Source organism: Vibrio owensii CAIM 1854 = LMG 25443 (assembly GCF_000817815.1).
Taxonomy (GTDB): Bacteria; Pseudomonadota; Gammaproteobacteria; order Enterobacterales; family Vibrionaceae; genus Vibrio; species Vibrio owensii.
Map to the genome: position 1 here is coordinate 89781 of NZ_JPRD01000011.1, position 12996 is coordinate 102776.

Annotated in this window: 13 protein-coding genes and 2 tRNA genes; 7 read left to right on the forward strand and 8 right to left on the reverse strand. The window is 45.0% G+C overall.

Features of this window, described 5'->3' with window-relative positions; all coding sequences use genetic code 11:
- Positions 1 to 17: 17 nt before the first annotated feature.
- The 3 genes from citE to citC are packed head-to-tail and all read right to left on the reverse strand — an operon-like array spanning position 18 to position 2280.
- Positions 18 to 893: a citrate (pro-3S)-lyase subunit beta gene (gene citE, locus H735_RS05520; protein WP_005445440.1), complete on the reverse strand. Its 876-nt coding sequence runs from the start codon at positions 891 to 893 to the stop codon at positions 18 to 20.
- On the reverse strand, positions 890 to 1186 hold the full coding sequence (citD, locus tag H735_RS05525) for a citrate lyase acyl carrier protein (protein WP_017818060.1): 297 nt from the start codon (positions 1184 to 1186) through the stop codon (positions 890 to 892). Before citD ends, citE begins: the two co-directional genes overlap by 4 nt.
- A gap of 41 nt (positions 1187 to 1227) precedes the next feature.
- Positions 1228 to 2280, reverse strand: coding sequence for a [citrate (pro-3S)-lyase] ligase (citC, locus tag H735_RS05530; RefSeq protein ID WP_027726828.1), 1053 nt, complete (start codon positions 2278 to 2280; stop codon positions 1228 to 1230).
- A gap of 270 nt (positions 2281 to 2550) precedes the next feature.
- Between citC and citS the strand changes: the two genes are divergently transcribed.
- The 6 genes from citS to H735_RS05560 all read left to right on the forward strand — a co-directional run bounded on the left by citS (position 2551) and on the right by H735_RS05560 (position 9789).
- The gene (citS, locus tag H735_RS05535; protein ID WP_017190260.1) at positions 2551 to 3894 is read left to right on the forward strand and encodes a citrate/sodium symporter CitS; all 1344 of its coding nucleotides are present in this window, start codon (positions 2551 to 2553) and stop codon (positions 3892 to 3894) included.
- A gap of 68 nt (positions 3895 to 3962) precedes the next feature.
- On the forward strand, positions 3963 to 4214 hold the full coding sequence (locus H735_RS05540) for an OadG family protein (RefSeq protein WP_020197760.1): 252 nt from the start codon (positions 3963 to 3965) through the stop codon (positions 4212 to 4214).
- An 11-nt stretch (positions 4215 to 4225) separates the two neighbouring features.
- On the forward strand, positions 4226 to 6037 hold the full coding sequence (gene oadA / locus H735_RS05545; RefSeq protein ID WP_020197761.1) for a sodium-extruding oxaloacetate decarboxylase subunit alpha: 1812 nt from the start codon (positions 4226 to 4228) through the stop codon (positions 6035 to 6037).
- A gap of 15 nt (positions 6038 to 6052) precedes the next feature.
- Positions 6053 to 7354, forward strand: a complete 1302-nt coding sequence (locus tag H735_RS05550) for a sodium ion-translocating decarboxylase subunit beta (protein ID WP_020197762.1) — start codon at positions 6053 to 6055, stop codon at positions 7352 to 7354.
- 112 nt (positions 7355 to 7466) lie between these two features.
- Positions 7467 to 9122: an ATP-binding protein gene (locus tag H735_RS05555; protein WP_020197763.1), complete on the forward strand. Its 1656-nt coding sequence runs from the start codon at positions 7467 to 7469 to the stop codon at positions 9120 to 9122.
- Entirely contained in the window at positions 9109 to 9789 is a 681-nt protein-coding gene (locus H735_RS05560; protein ID WP_020197764.1) for a response regulator, read from the forward strand. The genes H735_RS05555 and H735_RS05560 overlap by 14 nt, the downstream gene beginning before the upstream one ends.
- 81 nt (positions 9790 to 9870) lie before the next feature.
- Here H735_RS05560 and H735_RS05565 read toward each other — a convergent pair whose 3' ends face one another.
- From H735_RS05565 to H735_RS05585, 5 genes are all read right to left on the reverse strand, one after another.
- A complete protein-coding gene (locus H735_RS05565) occupies positions 9871 to 10140 on the reverse strand; it encodes a hypothetical protein (protein WP_005445453.1) in 270 nt (89 codons plus the stop codon).
- A gap of 142 nt (positions 10141 to 10282) precedes the next feature.
- Positions 10283 to 10627: an amidohydrolase family protein gene (locus H735_RS05570; RefSeq protein WP_152447682.1), complete on the reverse strand. Its 345-nt coding sequence runs from the start codon at positions 10625 to 10627 to the stop codon at positions 10283 to 10285.
- 546 nt (positions 10628 to 11173) lie between these two features.
- Positions 11174 to 11250: transfer RNA gene (locus H735_RS05575), tRNA-Val, on the reverse strand.
- 46 nt (positions 11251 to 11296) lie between these two features.
- Positions 11297 to 11373: transfer RNA gene (locus tag H735_RS05580), tRNA-Val, on the reverse strand.
- Between the two features lie 179 nt (positions 11374 to 11552).
- On the reverse strand, positions 11553 to 11891 hold the full coding sequence (locus H735_RS05585) for a hypothetical protein (protein ID WP_009697431.1): 339 nt from the start codon (positions 11889 to 11891) through the stop codon (positions 11553 to 11555).
- Between the two features lie 170 nt (positions 11892 to 12061).
- Here H735_RS05585 and H735_RS05590 point away from each other — a divergent pair, with 170 nt between their 5' ends.
- A complete protein-coding gene (locus H735_RS05590) occupies positions 12062 to 12994 on the forward strand; it encodes an alpha/beta hydrolase (protein WP_020197765.1) in 933 nt (310 codons plus the stop codon).
- Positions 12995 to 12996 lie beyond the last annotated feature (2 nt).

Below are 12996 nucleotides of genomic sequence, written 5' to 3' on the forward strand. Positions count from 1 at the left end.
TGTTTCATGTTCGTTCCCTACTCTTTAATTCCAGATTGCGCTTTTTGTAACGTCCAACGAGCTCGCTCGATAATTGGTCCATCGACCATTTTTCCGTTAAGTGAAACCACACCAAGCCCTTGCTCTTGCGCTTCTTCTGCTGCCTCGATAACTTGAATCGCGTAATCCACCTCTTTTTGAGTCGGTGCAAATACGTTGTGAAGTAGCTCGATTTGCCTTGGGTTAATCAGCGATTTTCCGTCGAAACCTAACGACTTAATGTGTTCCGCTTCATTGAGGAATCCTTGCTCGTTATTAGCGTCGGAATAAACGGTATCGAACGCCATAATGCCCGCAGCACGCGCAGCTTGCAGAATAGAACAACGGGCGAACAGCAACTCTGTCCCTTCTGGGCTACGTTGCGTTTTTAAGTCCCTGACATAATCTTCAGCACCCAGTGCAATGCCAATTAAACGCGAAGACGATTGAGCAATTTCGATGGCGTTATTCACACCTTGCGCACTTTCGATTGCCGCCATCATTTTAGTGCTGCCAACTTCTCTGCCACATACACGTTCGATGTCTTCAATGCAGCGCTCCATTTCTTGCACATCTTCTGCACTGTCTGTTTTTGGTAGACGAACCACATTGACGCCCGCACGCACAACGGCATGCAGATCTTTTAAACCAAACTCAGACTCTAACGGGTTCACACGGACTACTGTTTCAATCTCTTGATACAAAGGATGTTGCAGCGCGTTAAACACCAACATGCGGGCGGTGTCTTTTTCTCTCAGCGCCACAGAGTCTTCCAAATCAAACATGATTGCATCAGGCTGATAAATGAAGGTATTGCTTAACATGGCGGCGTTTGCCCCTGGAACAAACAACATGCTACGGCGTAACTTGCTCATGATAATTTGCTCCATTGAATGTCATTACTGTCTGCCGCGCGCATGACTGCAGCCTGAACGCGAGCCTTAATCACACAATCTAGTGCGCCTTTGTCTTCCACTTCTAACGTTGCGGAAGTCACGCCCATCGAATTGAGCACATCATGAATCAACGCTTCGATGGCTTTGCCAAACTGCTTTTTCACTGTGCTATCAAGCGAAATGTCGATGTCACCTTCTGGATTGGGTGAGATACGAACTTGCAAGTCACTGGATTCCAGCGTCCCTGCAAAAGCGGGTTTTATTATTTTCATTGAAAGACCTTTAACACCTTGGTTAAAAATTAATTGGGCTGTTAAGCAGCCACTGTTTCTTGGGTAAGACACGGTAAAGCGTTCGTGTGCCTTTGTAGGTAGTCGATAGAGGTTGAGGGTAAAAAGTGAACCAGTTGATCCAATTGCCCTTTCTGCAAGAGTTTTCGCACCGTTGACGCTGAAATCGTGGTGCCTGACGCACACTTACGCTCTATTTCAATAACGCTGATTGGTAAGCCGTTGAGATCCTTGGTTGTTAATCTGTGTTTCATTTGTTGGTTGTAATACTGAGTCACAACACAGTCTGGCTCCGTCCCAACAAATCGGTGTGTAATGCCTAATGCTGGCGCAATATGCTGACGATATAAATTTAGATCAATAGCGGTATGACAATAATCAATCAATCGCTTCTCTTTAATAAAGTAAGTAGGAAACGTTGCTTTAGAAATTATATATTTTGAACCATGATGAATCGTAATATTAGGAATATATTTAGTGCCACTTTCAATCATGTTCAAACGATCATGATAAGCAAAACCTTTACCTTCTTCGCTGACGACAAATAAATGTAGCCAATCACATTGTGACGCCGCCGTTTCAATTAAGTATTGATGCCCTAAAGTAAACGGGTTTGCATTCATCACAATGCTGCCTATTTTATCTCCCTCTTTCTTTTTCTTTCTTAGTGAACGTACAAAGTTTCTTAAATTGGTTTGACTATTTTCCATCAAGACTAATTTATCGTCCGCAAAAGAAATGGGGAAAAAACCAGATTCACGAAACCTTTGCATATTCTGAGGCTTGGTAAACAAGAACAGATCAAAGCGCCCCATTTCATAAGCCATCGTGGTCAACTCAGTCATTAATCGCAGAGAAAATCCAGTACCTTGTAAGGCAGGATCAATCGCAATAGATTTTAGTGTTGAGCCAGCAAGACCGCCGCAAGCAATGATTTGACCTTGAGACTTCGCCACCACAAATCGCTCTACATCAGCGTCAACATCCAAATCATAACAAGTTAGAAACTCGGTAATAGCACCAAACTTCTCGTATTGATTTCGGTTCACTCGACTAAATGCGTAGGTGTCAAACATGATCATCATCCTCTTTCGTGTTGCTGCCATCATGCGTCACTTGAATTTGAAAAATGATGATCCGTATCGACTATTTTCTTCTACTAAACGTCATTTATGAATTTAATGAATTTAATTACTTAACCATCTGTAAGTTAAGTGATTGGATAATTAAAAACTTTAAATTCATAAGTGTGTATATATTCCACAAAGTAAAATGATCACACTCACAGTTAGGTTTTGCATTCAAATTTAAATTACGCCATGTTAAATCAACACGGAATAATAATGATGAACGAAAAGACCCTTTCAATAACTGAAACAAGAAGCCCGGGATTAGACTTATTATCTCAAGTCCGAATCTTTGGCTTACCATTACCGCTATATGCATTTATGTTCGCGGTCATGTTAATTGCACATATGACAGACACCATCCCTGATAATATTGTTGGCGGTTTTGGTTTTATGTTTGTTGTTGGTGCGCTATTTGGCGAACTGGGTAAACGCCTGCCTATTTTTAACAAATACATTGGCGGTGCGCCTGTTATGATCTTCCTTGTCGCAGCTTGGTTTGTTCATGCAGGTTTATTAACCCAAAACGAAATTGACACTGTCACTGCAGTCATGAAGAAGACTGATTTCCTCGACTTGTTCATTGCCGTTCTGATTACTGGCTCGATTTTGGCGGTTAACCGTAAGCTACTGCTTAAATCATTAGTTGGTTACATTCCGACCATTCTTGCTGCCGTTGCAGGTGCTTCAATTCTCGGCATTCTTGGCGGCATGATGTTTGGCATTTCTATCGACAAAATCATGATGCTTTACGTACTGCCTATCATGGGTGGCGGTAACGGTGCAGGTGCGATTCCACTTTCTGAAATCTATGAGTCAGTCACGGGTGGCTCGAAAGAACAGTACTACTCGGTTGCAATTGCAATTTTAACCATCGCTAACATCGTAGCGATTGTCGCAGCAGCCGTTCTAAACAGCATCGGTGAAAAAGTACCGTCTTTGACTGGTAATGGCGAGCTATTGCGTAAGTCTAATTTCGATGTTGAAGAGAGCGAAGCTCCAAAAATCACTCCACGTGAAATCGCGATTGGCTTGATGATGGCGGCATGTATTTACACCTTCTCATCCGCCCTTTCTAAAGAAATACTGCCAGGTTTTGGTGACGTAAAAATCCACACTTTCGCTTACATGGTCATCATCGTTGCGATTGTGAACGCCTGTGGTATCTGCTCTGAAGAAGTGAAAGAAGGCGCAAAACGTTTGTCTTCATTCTTCTCAAAACAATTGCTTTGGGTGCTCATGGTGGGCGTTGGTATCGCTTATACCGACCTTGGCGAAATCATGAATGCACTAACCTTCACGAACTTAATCATCGCAACACTGATCGTTGCTGGCGCAATCATTGGTGCCTCTGTCGGCGGTTGGTTAATGGGCTTTTACCCAATCGAGTCTTCAATCACTGCCGGTCTATGTATGGCAAACCGTGGTGGCTCTGGTGACCTTGAAGTTCTTGCTGCGTCAAACCGCATGAGCTTGCTGTCTTACGCGCAAATCTCATCTCGTCTTGGTGGCGGTATTGTACTGGTCATCGCAAGTGTCGTGTTCGGCATGTTGGGCGGTTAACCCCCTTCTTATTTTGTCAAAGAGCAAAGTCTTTCTTTGCTCTTTGTTTTGTCCAATGGGAGATATTAATGGAAGTTAATTTATTCACCGAAGGCTTAAACCTCATGACACTGGGTATGGGTTTTGTCTTCACTTTTCTTGTTTTCTTGGTCTTTGCTGTCAAAGCCATGTCTCGCTTTTTGGGGCGCTTTCATGTCGAACCAACTCCCCCTCCGCAAAAGAAAGTGTGTGCTGCCAAACCATCAAAAGATGATAACCAACTCGTCGCTGTGATTGCTGCCGCTATTCATCATCAAAAAATCAAACAAAGCTCGCTATAAGAGGAATTCGAATGTCTGAGTCTACTAAACGCATTGGTATCACTGACGTTGTATTACGTGATGCCCACCAGTCGTTATTTGCCACCCGTTTACGCATCGACGATATGCTGCCAATCGCCCAACAGTTAGATGACATCGGCTATTGGTCACTTGAGTGTTGGGGTGGCGCTACGTTTGATAGTTGCATTCGTTTTCTAGGGGAAGATCCTTGGGAAAGACTACGAGAACTCAAAAAAGCGATGCCAAAAACGCCGTTGCAAATGTTGCTTCGAGGTCAAAATCTATTAGGTTATCGCCATTACGCTGACGACGTCGTTGATAAGTTCATTGAGCGCTCCGTGGTAAACGGCATGGATGTATTCCGCGTATTTGATGCGATGAACGATCCACGAAACATGCAACAAGCGATTGCTGCGGTGAAAAAACAAGGCGCACACGCTCAAGGTACACTCTGTTACACCACTAGCCCTGTTCATAACCTACAAACCTGGGTAGACATCGCGCAACAATTGAGTGAACTGGGCGTTGATTCGATCGCAATCAAAGACATGGCGGGTATCCTGACGCCAACCTTAGCCAGTGAGCTGGTTTCAACATTAAAACAGCAAGTGGATGTTGACCTTCACCTGCATTGCCACTCGACCGCTGGCATGGCTGATATGACGTTAATGAAAGCCATTGAAGCTGGTGTAGATCGTGTGGACACAGCGATTTCTTCCATGAGCGGCACTTACGGTCACCCAGCAACAGAATCTCTGGTTGCATCACTTCAAAACACTGAATACGACACAGGTTTGGACATTTCAGCGCTGGAAGCTGTCGCTGCATACTTTAGAGAAGTACGTAAAAAATACGCCGCTTTTGAAGGTCAGTTAAAAGGCTCAGACTCTCGCATTATCGTGGCGCAAGTCCCTGGCGGAATGTTAACCAACATGGAAAGTCAGTTGAAACAGCAAAATGCCGCAGACAAGCTTGATGCCGTGTTAGAAGAGATCCCGAAAGTCAGAAAAGAGCTGGGGTATCTGCCGCTTGTCACGCCAACGTCGCAAATCGTCGGCACACAGTCTGTCATCAATGTCCTTATGGGTGAGCGCTACAAAACCATTACTAAAGAAACCGCTGGTGTCTTGAGAGGCGAGTACGGCAAAACGCCTGCCCCTGTCGACACGGAACTGCAACAGCGTGTGTTGGAAGGTTCAGAACCAATTACTTGCCGCCCTGCCGATAAGTTGGAGCCAGAACTGGAGCACCTGACCACAGAAGTGACCACGCAAGCAAAAGCGCAAAACATTCCGCTCTCCGGCAGCGCCATTGATGATGTACTTACTATCGCGCTTTTCCCACAAGTGGGTTGGAAGTTCCTAGAAAACCGCAACAACCCAGACGCCTTTGAACCCGCACCTTGCAATGAAGCAGCAGGAGCAACAGCCCAAGCAAAAACTAAGACCAATCCAGAGAAACAAACCATGAATGCTACGTCAGAGAGCGGTGTTTACACCATTACCGTCAACAACCAAAGCTATGTCGTTCAGGTTGACGCAGGTGGCGATATTCAAGCCGTGTCAGCCCCCCAACCTGCACCATCAAAGCCAGTGACAACCGCTCAAGATGCCGAGCCGATGAACGCCCCACTTGCGGGTAACATTTGGAAGATCCACACCAAGGCTGGTGATGAAGTTGAAGAAGGCGATGTGCTGCTGATTCTTGAAGCGATGAAGATGGAAACAGAAGTTCGTGCACCACGTTCCGGAAAAATCGCCAGCATTGATGTGTCTGAAGGCGACGCGGTCGATGTAGGCGAACCTTTACTTCAACTGGCGTAACGAGGCATTAGTCACATGGAAAATGTCTTAGCGTTAGTGAATGACTTTGGTTTGTTCCACCTCGAATGGGGACAAGCCATCATGCTTATTGTTGGCTTGATTCTGCTTTATCTCGCCATTGTTAAACAGTTCGAGCCTTTGTTGTTGGTGCCAATCGGTTTTGGTGGGATTCTTGCTAACCTACCTGATGCAGGCTTAGCCTTGTCTGCGGTAGAAAACGCGCTCCATGCTGCGAAACCTGAGGTAATATCAGCGTTTGGCTCTGTGTTGAACATTGCGACGGACTCCGCAGCCGAAGTAAAAACGGCACTTGCAACGGCGACACCAACTCAACTTGCCAATATCCACTTACTCGCAGAAGAGTATCAATACTCAGATGGCATGCTGTACCTATTTTACAGCATTGCAATTGCATCTGGCGCTGGTCCTTTGGTGATATTCATGGGCGTAGGCGCAATGACGGACTTTGGTCCATTGTTAGCCAACCCTAAAACCTTGCTTCTTGGTGCGGCAGCTCAGTTTGGTATCTTCGCAACTGTGCTCGGCGCTCTGGGTTTGAGCTCTATGGGTTTGATGGATTTCAGTGTCGCGCAAGCCGCTGCTGTGGGCATCATTGGCGGCGCAGATGGTCCAACGGCGATTTACGTATCTAGCTTGCTCGCACCAGAGTTACTGGGTGCTATCGCTGTAGCAGCTTACTCTTACATGGCACTTGTACCTTTGATTCAGCCGCCAATCATGCGCGCGCTAACCACAGAATCAGAACGCCAAATCACGATGCAGCAATTGCGTAAAGTGAGCAAGTTAGAAAAGATTTGCTTCCCTTTGCTCCTGTTGATTCTGATTGCCATGTTGCTTCCTTCGGCGACACCGCTACTAGGTATGTTCTGCTTTGGTAACTTAATGCGTGAATGTGGCGTAGTTGAACGTTTATCGGATACTGCTCAAAACGCGTTGATCAACGTCGTCACCATCTTTTTGGGTCTTTCTGTGGGTTCCAAATTGGTTGCCGATAAGTTCTTACAGCCACAAACCATCGGTATTCTCGCACTTGGCATCGTCGCATTTTGTATTGGCACAATGGCAGGTGTATTGATGGCAAAGTTGATGAACCGTTTCGCGAGTGAAAAAGTGAATCCACTGATTGGCTCTGCGGGTGTCTCTGCGGTTCCGATGGCAGCAAGGGTGTCAAACAAGGTGGGTCTAGAAGCGAATACACAGAATTTCCTATTGATGCACGCGATGGGACCAAACGTAGCCGGCGTTATTGGCTCGGCGGTTGCAGCTGGTGTGATGATCAAATATGTGATCGGTTAGACAGTTACACAAGGAACGAGACCCGATTGGTTATCTTCAATAGATCTCGATCAGGTCTCTTCCTTGTTTCATTTGATAATTTACCCTTCAATCAATAAGAAGCTTACCATTCATGCCAGACCAAACATTTCACGACTACCTCTGCCGTAACCTCTCTTTTAGACAGCGTGTATGGGCGCTGCTTTTTGTGGTTGTTTCGTTTCAATTGCTCCTTATCGGTGGTTATTTCCACCACATCCTTTCTGATACGTTAAACCACCAGGTCAGTGCGCGCGCAGTCATACAAGCTCGTGAAATTGCCAGCGACCCTCAACTGATCGAAGCTGTCTCTTTACGAGATACAGCGCGGGTACAAAAACAAATTAAGCGCCTACAAGGGATTTCCGATGCCAACTTCATCGTCGTCGGCGATAGTAAGGGCATTCGCTTAGCGCATCCAGACATCAAAAAAGTTGGCTACCCGATGCAAGGTGGAGACAACATACGCGCCCTTCAACAAGGATTGCACTACTACTCAATACGAGAAGGCAGCTTAGGTTTTGCGATACGTGGGAAATCCCCCATTATTTCCTCAACTGGCGAGATCATTGGTGTTGTTTCAGTAGGCTATTTACTGGATACCGTTAGTAATTTACTGCTCCTCTACTCCACACCGTTTTTCTTTGCCTTATTGATCATTCTAGTTTGCTCATCTTTGGGCGCTTGGTTCTTCTCTCGTCATATCAAAAGTCAGATGTATGGCATGGAACCAGAAGAGATCGCCCTCTCCCTCCGCGTGCAAAACTCGGTGTTTGAAGCGGTTTACGAGGGCATTATTGCGGTCGACAAACAAGGTCGTATCTTGTCGGCAAACCAGAGGGGACTTAAGATTTTGGGAATTGCGCGTAATCTTTCCCACCTCCAAGGTCGAATGGTCAACGAATACGTCACCCCTGCTGACTTTTTCTTGGGAGCAAAGATGGGAGAAGACTCGGAGGAGTCACAGAGACAGCATCAAGTGATTACCTGTAATGGCGAAACCTTGGTCGCGACTCGTGTAAAAATTTGGGAAGACAACCAACACTCTGGCTGGGTCATCAGCTTCAGACCACGCAATGACTTAAGCACGCTGACATCGCAACTTAACCAAGTTCAGCAGCAAACCGACAATTTACGAGTATTGAGCCACGAATACGCAAATAAGCTTTCTACAGTGAGTGGGCTGATTCAAATCGGCGCGTACGAAGAGGCGCTCAGTGCCATAAGGCAAGAAACAGAAACACATCAAAAGCTGATTGATTTCATTTCTCGTACGTTCAACTCCAAAGTGATTGCGGGTCTGTTATTAGGCAAATACAGCCGAGCAAAAGAACTTGGTCTCGCTCTCCATTTTGATCCGTACTGCCACCTGAGCGGTACACCAACCAAACTTACTGATGATGAGTTAGCCGCCATCATAGGTAACCTACTCGACAATGCTTATGAAGCAACGTTGAAAAACCCTGACAGCAACAAATGCATCTCGATACTCATTTCTGACGCCAACGAAACGGAATTGGTGGTCGAGGTTGCTGACAATGGCACTGGAATACCCGATGAAATCGCAGAATCCCTATTTGATAAAGGGATCACCAGCAAATCGCAACCGGGACACGGTATTGGCTTGTATTTGGTCCACCAGCTTGTCAATAACGCTGGCGGTGCAATCCTTGTCGACGATGCCGAACCAACCGGAACAATCTTTTCTTTATTTATTCCTAACAAGAGTTTGAAAGATGGAAATTTATGACGTTTTGATAGTAGAAGATGAATCCAATATCGCGGACTTTCATTCTTACTATCTTCAGCAAACACAACGTTTCAGACCTATCGGAATTGCAAAAAGTATCGCTGAAGCCAGAAAGATGATTCAGTTACTGAAGCCAAAACTGGTCTTATTGGATAACTACTTGCCTGACGGCAAAGGCATCGATTTATTGAAAGACATAACCGCTGCCAAGCAGTCACCAGATGTTATTTTTATCACCGCCGCCAATGACATGGAAACAGTAAGAGAAGGCGTAAGGTGTGGCGTGTTCGACTATCTGCTAAAACCGATCTCTTATGATCGCTTAACCGATTCTTTAGAGCGCTATCTGAAGTACACCAGTTCGTTAAAAGCAAATGACAACATCAATCAACGCCACGTCGACGAGCTGTTTAACTTTCAATCCAAATCATCACACATGCAAGCCTTACCCAAGGGGATCGATGAGCTCACGCTCGATAAAGTCACGAATGTCTTTGATGATGGCGAAATTATTTACACGGCGGAGTCTCTAGGCAATGAAGTCGGCATCAGCAAAACAACAGCAAGACGTTATCTTGAGTTTTTAGCCGCAAAAGGGTTTCTACTTGCTGTGATTCAACATGGTAAAGTTGGTCGCCCTGAAAGGGTTTATCAAAAGAAAATGTAACCTCCCCCTTGCTTAGGAAGAACGCTTTGAAACCCTACGATTCAAAGCGTTCCCTAAACGTCGTTGAAGCAACAACGTAAATCACAAGGTCAGATCCGCGGAGATAATTTCTGTGCCGTCGGAGACTTCCAATCGTTCAAGATTATCACTGTGCGCCTTGCATAAGGGCACCACGAAAACCTTACGCTCTTCCCCGTCTTTTCTAACCAGAACACCATAATCATGCTCTGCGGTACAGTTGGCTTCGCAGCAAAGGCGATGCTTAACGGTGCTAAAGTGGCGCCAGTACGCTAGCCACTCTAGTTTTGCTTTTTCCGTAATTAGCTCATCAGATATCTTACTTACTATCATACTCATACCATTTGTTTAGTAGACAGAAGCATTACACCGGATCATCGAGTTTGAGTTTCTAAGCGCGTTCAAAGAAAAGCGCAGATTTAATGCATGATTTAATTTCTATGGTTTTTATTTACGAATTTCGATAACCCCTTGTTTAAAGACTCGACTTTACAACATCGCCGTCTTTCATAATCAAAGCTAGGCTGCTATCTGGGGTTGCCATTAACGAGCAAGATATCGGCATATGCCCCTCTTCGATTACACCCAACTTCCCATCTTGGTATGGGCTTCGTAAGCCTCTCATCGAAAGCAATTGGCCGTTATCATGGGCCACCATTTTTAACACCTCATAAGGGGTAAACCAATTAGCTATGTCTGCTACAAACTGACGCTGCAGATGTGCAGCTTCTGGCGCAAGTATGACATCTGTACCCCATGTAATTTTCACACAGTGCTCTTTCGCGGCTTTGATCGCCCTATCCGTTCTTGCCGCGAGCATCTTGTACTTCGAGTGTGAGAATGACTTTTCTGGGTACGGATTATATTTTGGCAGGAACGGTTGAACATTCAGCCAAACATCATTTTCGCGGTTTCTTCGCCAATCATTTGTCCGTGTAAGCGTGGGCACTTACATATGTGCCATAGCCCGCTGCGGCACTGACTGCCGCTTGCATCTCCGCCAATGTGTATTGTGCAACATCGAGCGAATCGTAACTTAACGCCACCACCTGCGGAGATTTTATTAAACGATGCACCACACATTAGGTTTGGTCTTACGGCAATCAAGCAATGCTAATCAATAGGAAGCATGGAAATCACGTTTCCAAACCGGCTATCTAAATTTGATCGAATTGCCCTACTGATAAAGAAACGCTAAAACAGGTAAGGCACTATTTGCATCCTCATGTGGTCTGGGTCTATTCAAAATGAAAACCCAGCCATAGAAGAGAACCGTAGGTAGAATATGAGAAAAGAAGTGATGCGCCAGATACAACAAAGCCCGCTAAAATAGCGGGCTTTGCGTTTGTTCATGAAGAACTAAATTTGGTGGGTCCGACCAGATTCGAACTGGTGACCCCTACCATGTCAAGGTAGTACTCTAACCAACTGAGCTACGGACCCAAATTTTATGTTCGGCATACTTTGGTTTTAGTATGGCTTTAAGGAGTGGTGGGTCCGGGCGAACTCGAATCGCCGACCCCTACCATGTCAAGGTAGTACTCTAACCAACTGAGCTACGGACCCATTCCTTAAGAACGAGAAGGATATTAGCTATATCCTATGAGGGGTGCAAGCATAAATTCATTAACTTTGAATCGTTTGGCGAAAATCTAAACTCAACACCCGTTTTCAGACGATTTTATCGTCAAGCCTCAACTTGAGTGAGGTTAAAAGTGTGATCTACTTAACTTTTGTGTTTTAGGTTAATTGTCGTAAGGCACTTCACTGAGCATCCAAATTTGCAAAACTTGCGATACGTTTGGGCAATCGCCAAACAAAATTTGGTATTTAGGCTCGAACGGTTCACCAATAAACGTAGTACGAATCAGTTTGCCCGTTTTGAGATCCACTTGGGTACTTACCCGCCCTTTGAAGTTTTGGAAAATCGCAAACTGCTCACTGTGGTAAACCATCTGCTCACGATAAAACAAGAAATGGTCTTGAGGTGTATCAGTTAATTGGCATTCTAGTGGTTTGAGTGACTGCTGTGCATGACTACTGAACGTGAGTAGCAGCGCTGAAAGAATCCATCCATATCGCATAACGCTTCCCTATTCTTCTTTCTTCATCAAAGTATAGGAGTTACCAGAACGGATGCTGATAAGTGTTGCGAAATGCTATTTTTAATCTTCATCACACATTTAATCTGTATGTATATACATGTCTTTTAATTATTCTATGATTCGTCGATTTTTTCGTTAAGAGTTAAAAAATGATCCAAAATCTTGAGCCTGGCATTCGAGAGTTAGTAGAAGAATTCCAATCCAATGGTAAGCCTTGCCCTTCAAAACAAACTATTGCTGAGCGACGAGCTGGTTATCTCAATAGCACCGTATTAGCGGGTGAAAGCCCTAAACCAGAAAGAGAAATCTTGGATGTAGTGAATGGCATTCAGGTCAAAGTGTATAAGCCAACTAATGAGGATAACTTACCGTTCACGATTTATTTTCATGGTGGTTGCTTCATCAGTGGTGGCTTTGAAACGCATGACGCTCAGTTGAGACAGATTGCCGTTCAATCCAACTCGATCGTCATCTGTATAAAGTATCGACTCGCACCAGAATACACATATCCTGCCGCGCACGATGACGTATACCAAGCTGTACTTGGCATTAAGGAGCAAGGACACAAATATGGCGGGAATCCAGAACGAATGGTATTTGTGGGCGATAGTGCCGGAGGCCAATTAGCTTTAGCGACGACGTTAAGGCTTAAAAAATTGACCTCTTGGTTACCAGAACAACAAATCCTGATTTACCCAATGTTGGATCCAAAAGGCAGCTCTCAGAGCTACAAAGAAAACGGCTCTGACTACATCATTACCGCAAACATGCTTCTGTCTGGTTTTGATTTGTATACCAACAACGATCCTAAAGTGCTTTCTGAGCCGGATCTAAACCTTATGAGCGCAGACTATCGAGGATTACCTCCTACGACAATTATCACTGCGGAGTTTGATCCCTTACGTGATGAGGGCGAAACATTACACGAGTTAATGCTTGCTCATGGTGTAGAGGTAAATTGTGAACGCTACTCAGGCGTTATCCATGGATTCTTTCAGCTCTCCGGGGTAAGTGAGTCTGCAAAGCGCTGTATCGCTTCAATTTCAAAACAAATCAAAACTCGCAGAGCTCCAATCGCTTAATT

Excerpts from the sequence above, each read along its gene's own strand:
- citC (WP_027726828.1), bottom strand. The coding sequence starts at position 2,280 with ATGTTTGACACCTACGCATTTAGTCGAGTGAACCGAAATCAATACGAG.
- H735_RS05590 (WP_020197765.1), top strand. The coding sequence starts at position 12,062 with ATGATCCAAAATCTTGAGCCTGGCATTCGAGAGTTAGTAGAAGAATTC.
- citD (WP_017818060.1), bottom strand. The coding sequence starts at position 1,186 with ATGAAAATAATAAAACCCGCTTTTGCAGGGACGCTGGAATCCAGTGAC.
- H735_RS05570 (WP_152447682.1), bottom strand. The coding sequence starts at position 10,627 with ATGCTCGCGGCAAGAACGGATAGGGCGATCAAAGCCGCGAAAGAGCAC.
- citE (WP_005445440.1), bottom strand. The coding sequence starts at position 893 with ATGAGCAAGTTACGCCGTAGCATGTTGTTTGTTCCAGGGGCAAACGCC.
- H735_RS05540 (WP_020197760.1), top strand. The coding sequence starts at position 3,963 with ATGGAAGTTAATTTATTCACCGAAGGCTTAAACCTCATGACACTGGGT.
- H735_RS05560 (WP_020197764.1), top strand. The coding sequence starts at position 9,109 with ATGGAAATTTATGACGTTTTGATAGTAGAAGATGAATCCAATATCGCG.
- H735_RS05550 (WP_020197762.1), top strand. The coding sequence starts at position 6,053 with ATGGAAAATGTCTTAGCGTTAGTGAATGACTTTGGTTTGTTCCACCTC.
- citS (WP_017190260.1), top strand. The coding sequence starts at position 2,551 with ATGAACGAAAAGACCCTTTCAATAACTGAAACAAGAAGCCCGGGATTA.
- H735_RS05555 (WP_020197763.1), top strand. The coding sequence starts at position 7,467 with ATGCCAGACCAAACATTTCACGACTACCTCTGCCGTAACCTCTCTTTT.
- H735_RS05585 (WP_009697431.1), bottom strand. The coding sequence starts at position 11,891 with ATGCGATATGGATGGATTCTTTCAGCGCTGCTACTCACGTTCAGTAGT.
- H735_RS05565 (WP_005445453.1), bottom strand. The coding sequence starts at position 10,140 with ATGATAGTAAGTAAGATATCTGATGAGCTAATTACGGAAAAAGCAAAA.
- oadA (WP_020197761.1), top strand. The coding sequence starts at position 4,226 with ATGTCTGAGTCTACTAAACGCATTGGTATCACTGACGTTGTATTACGT.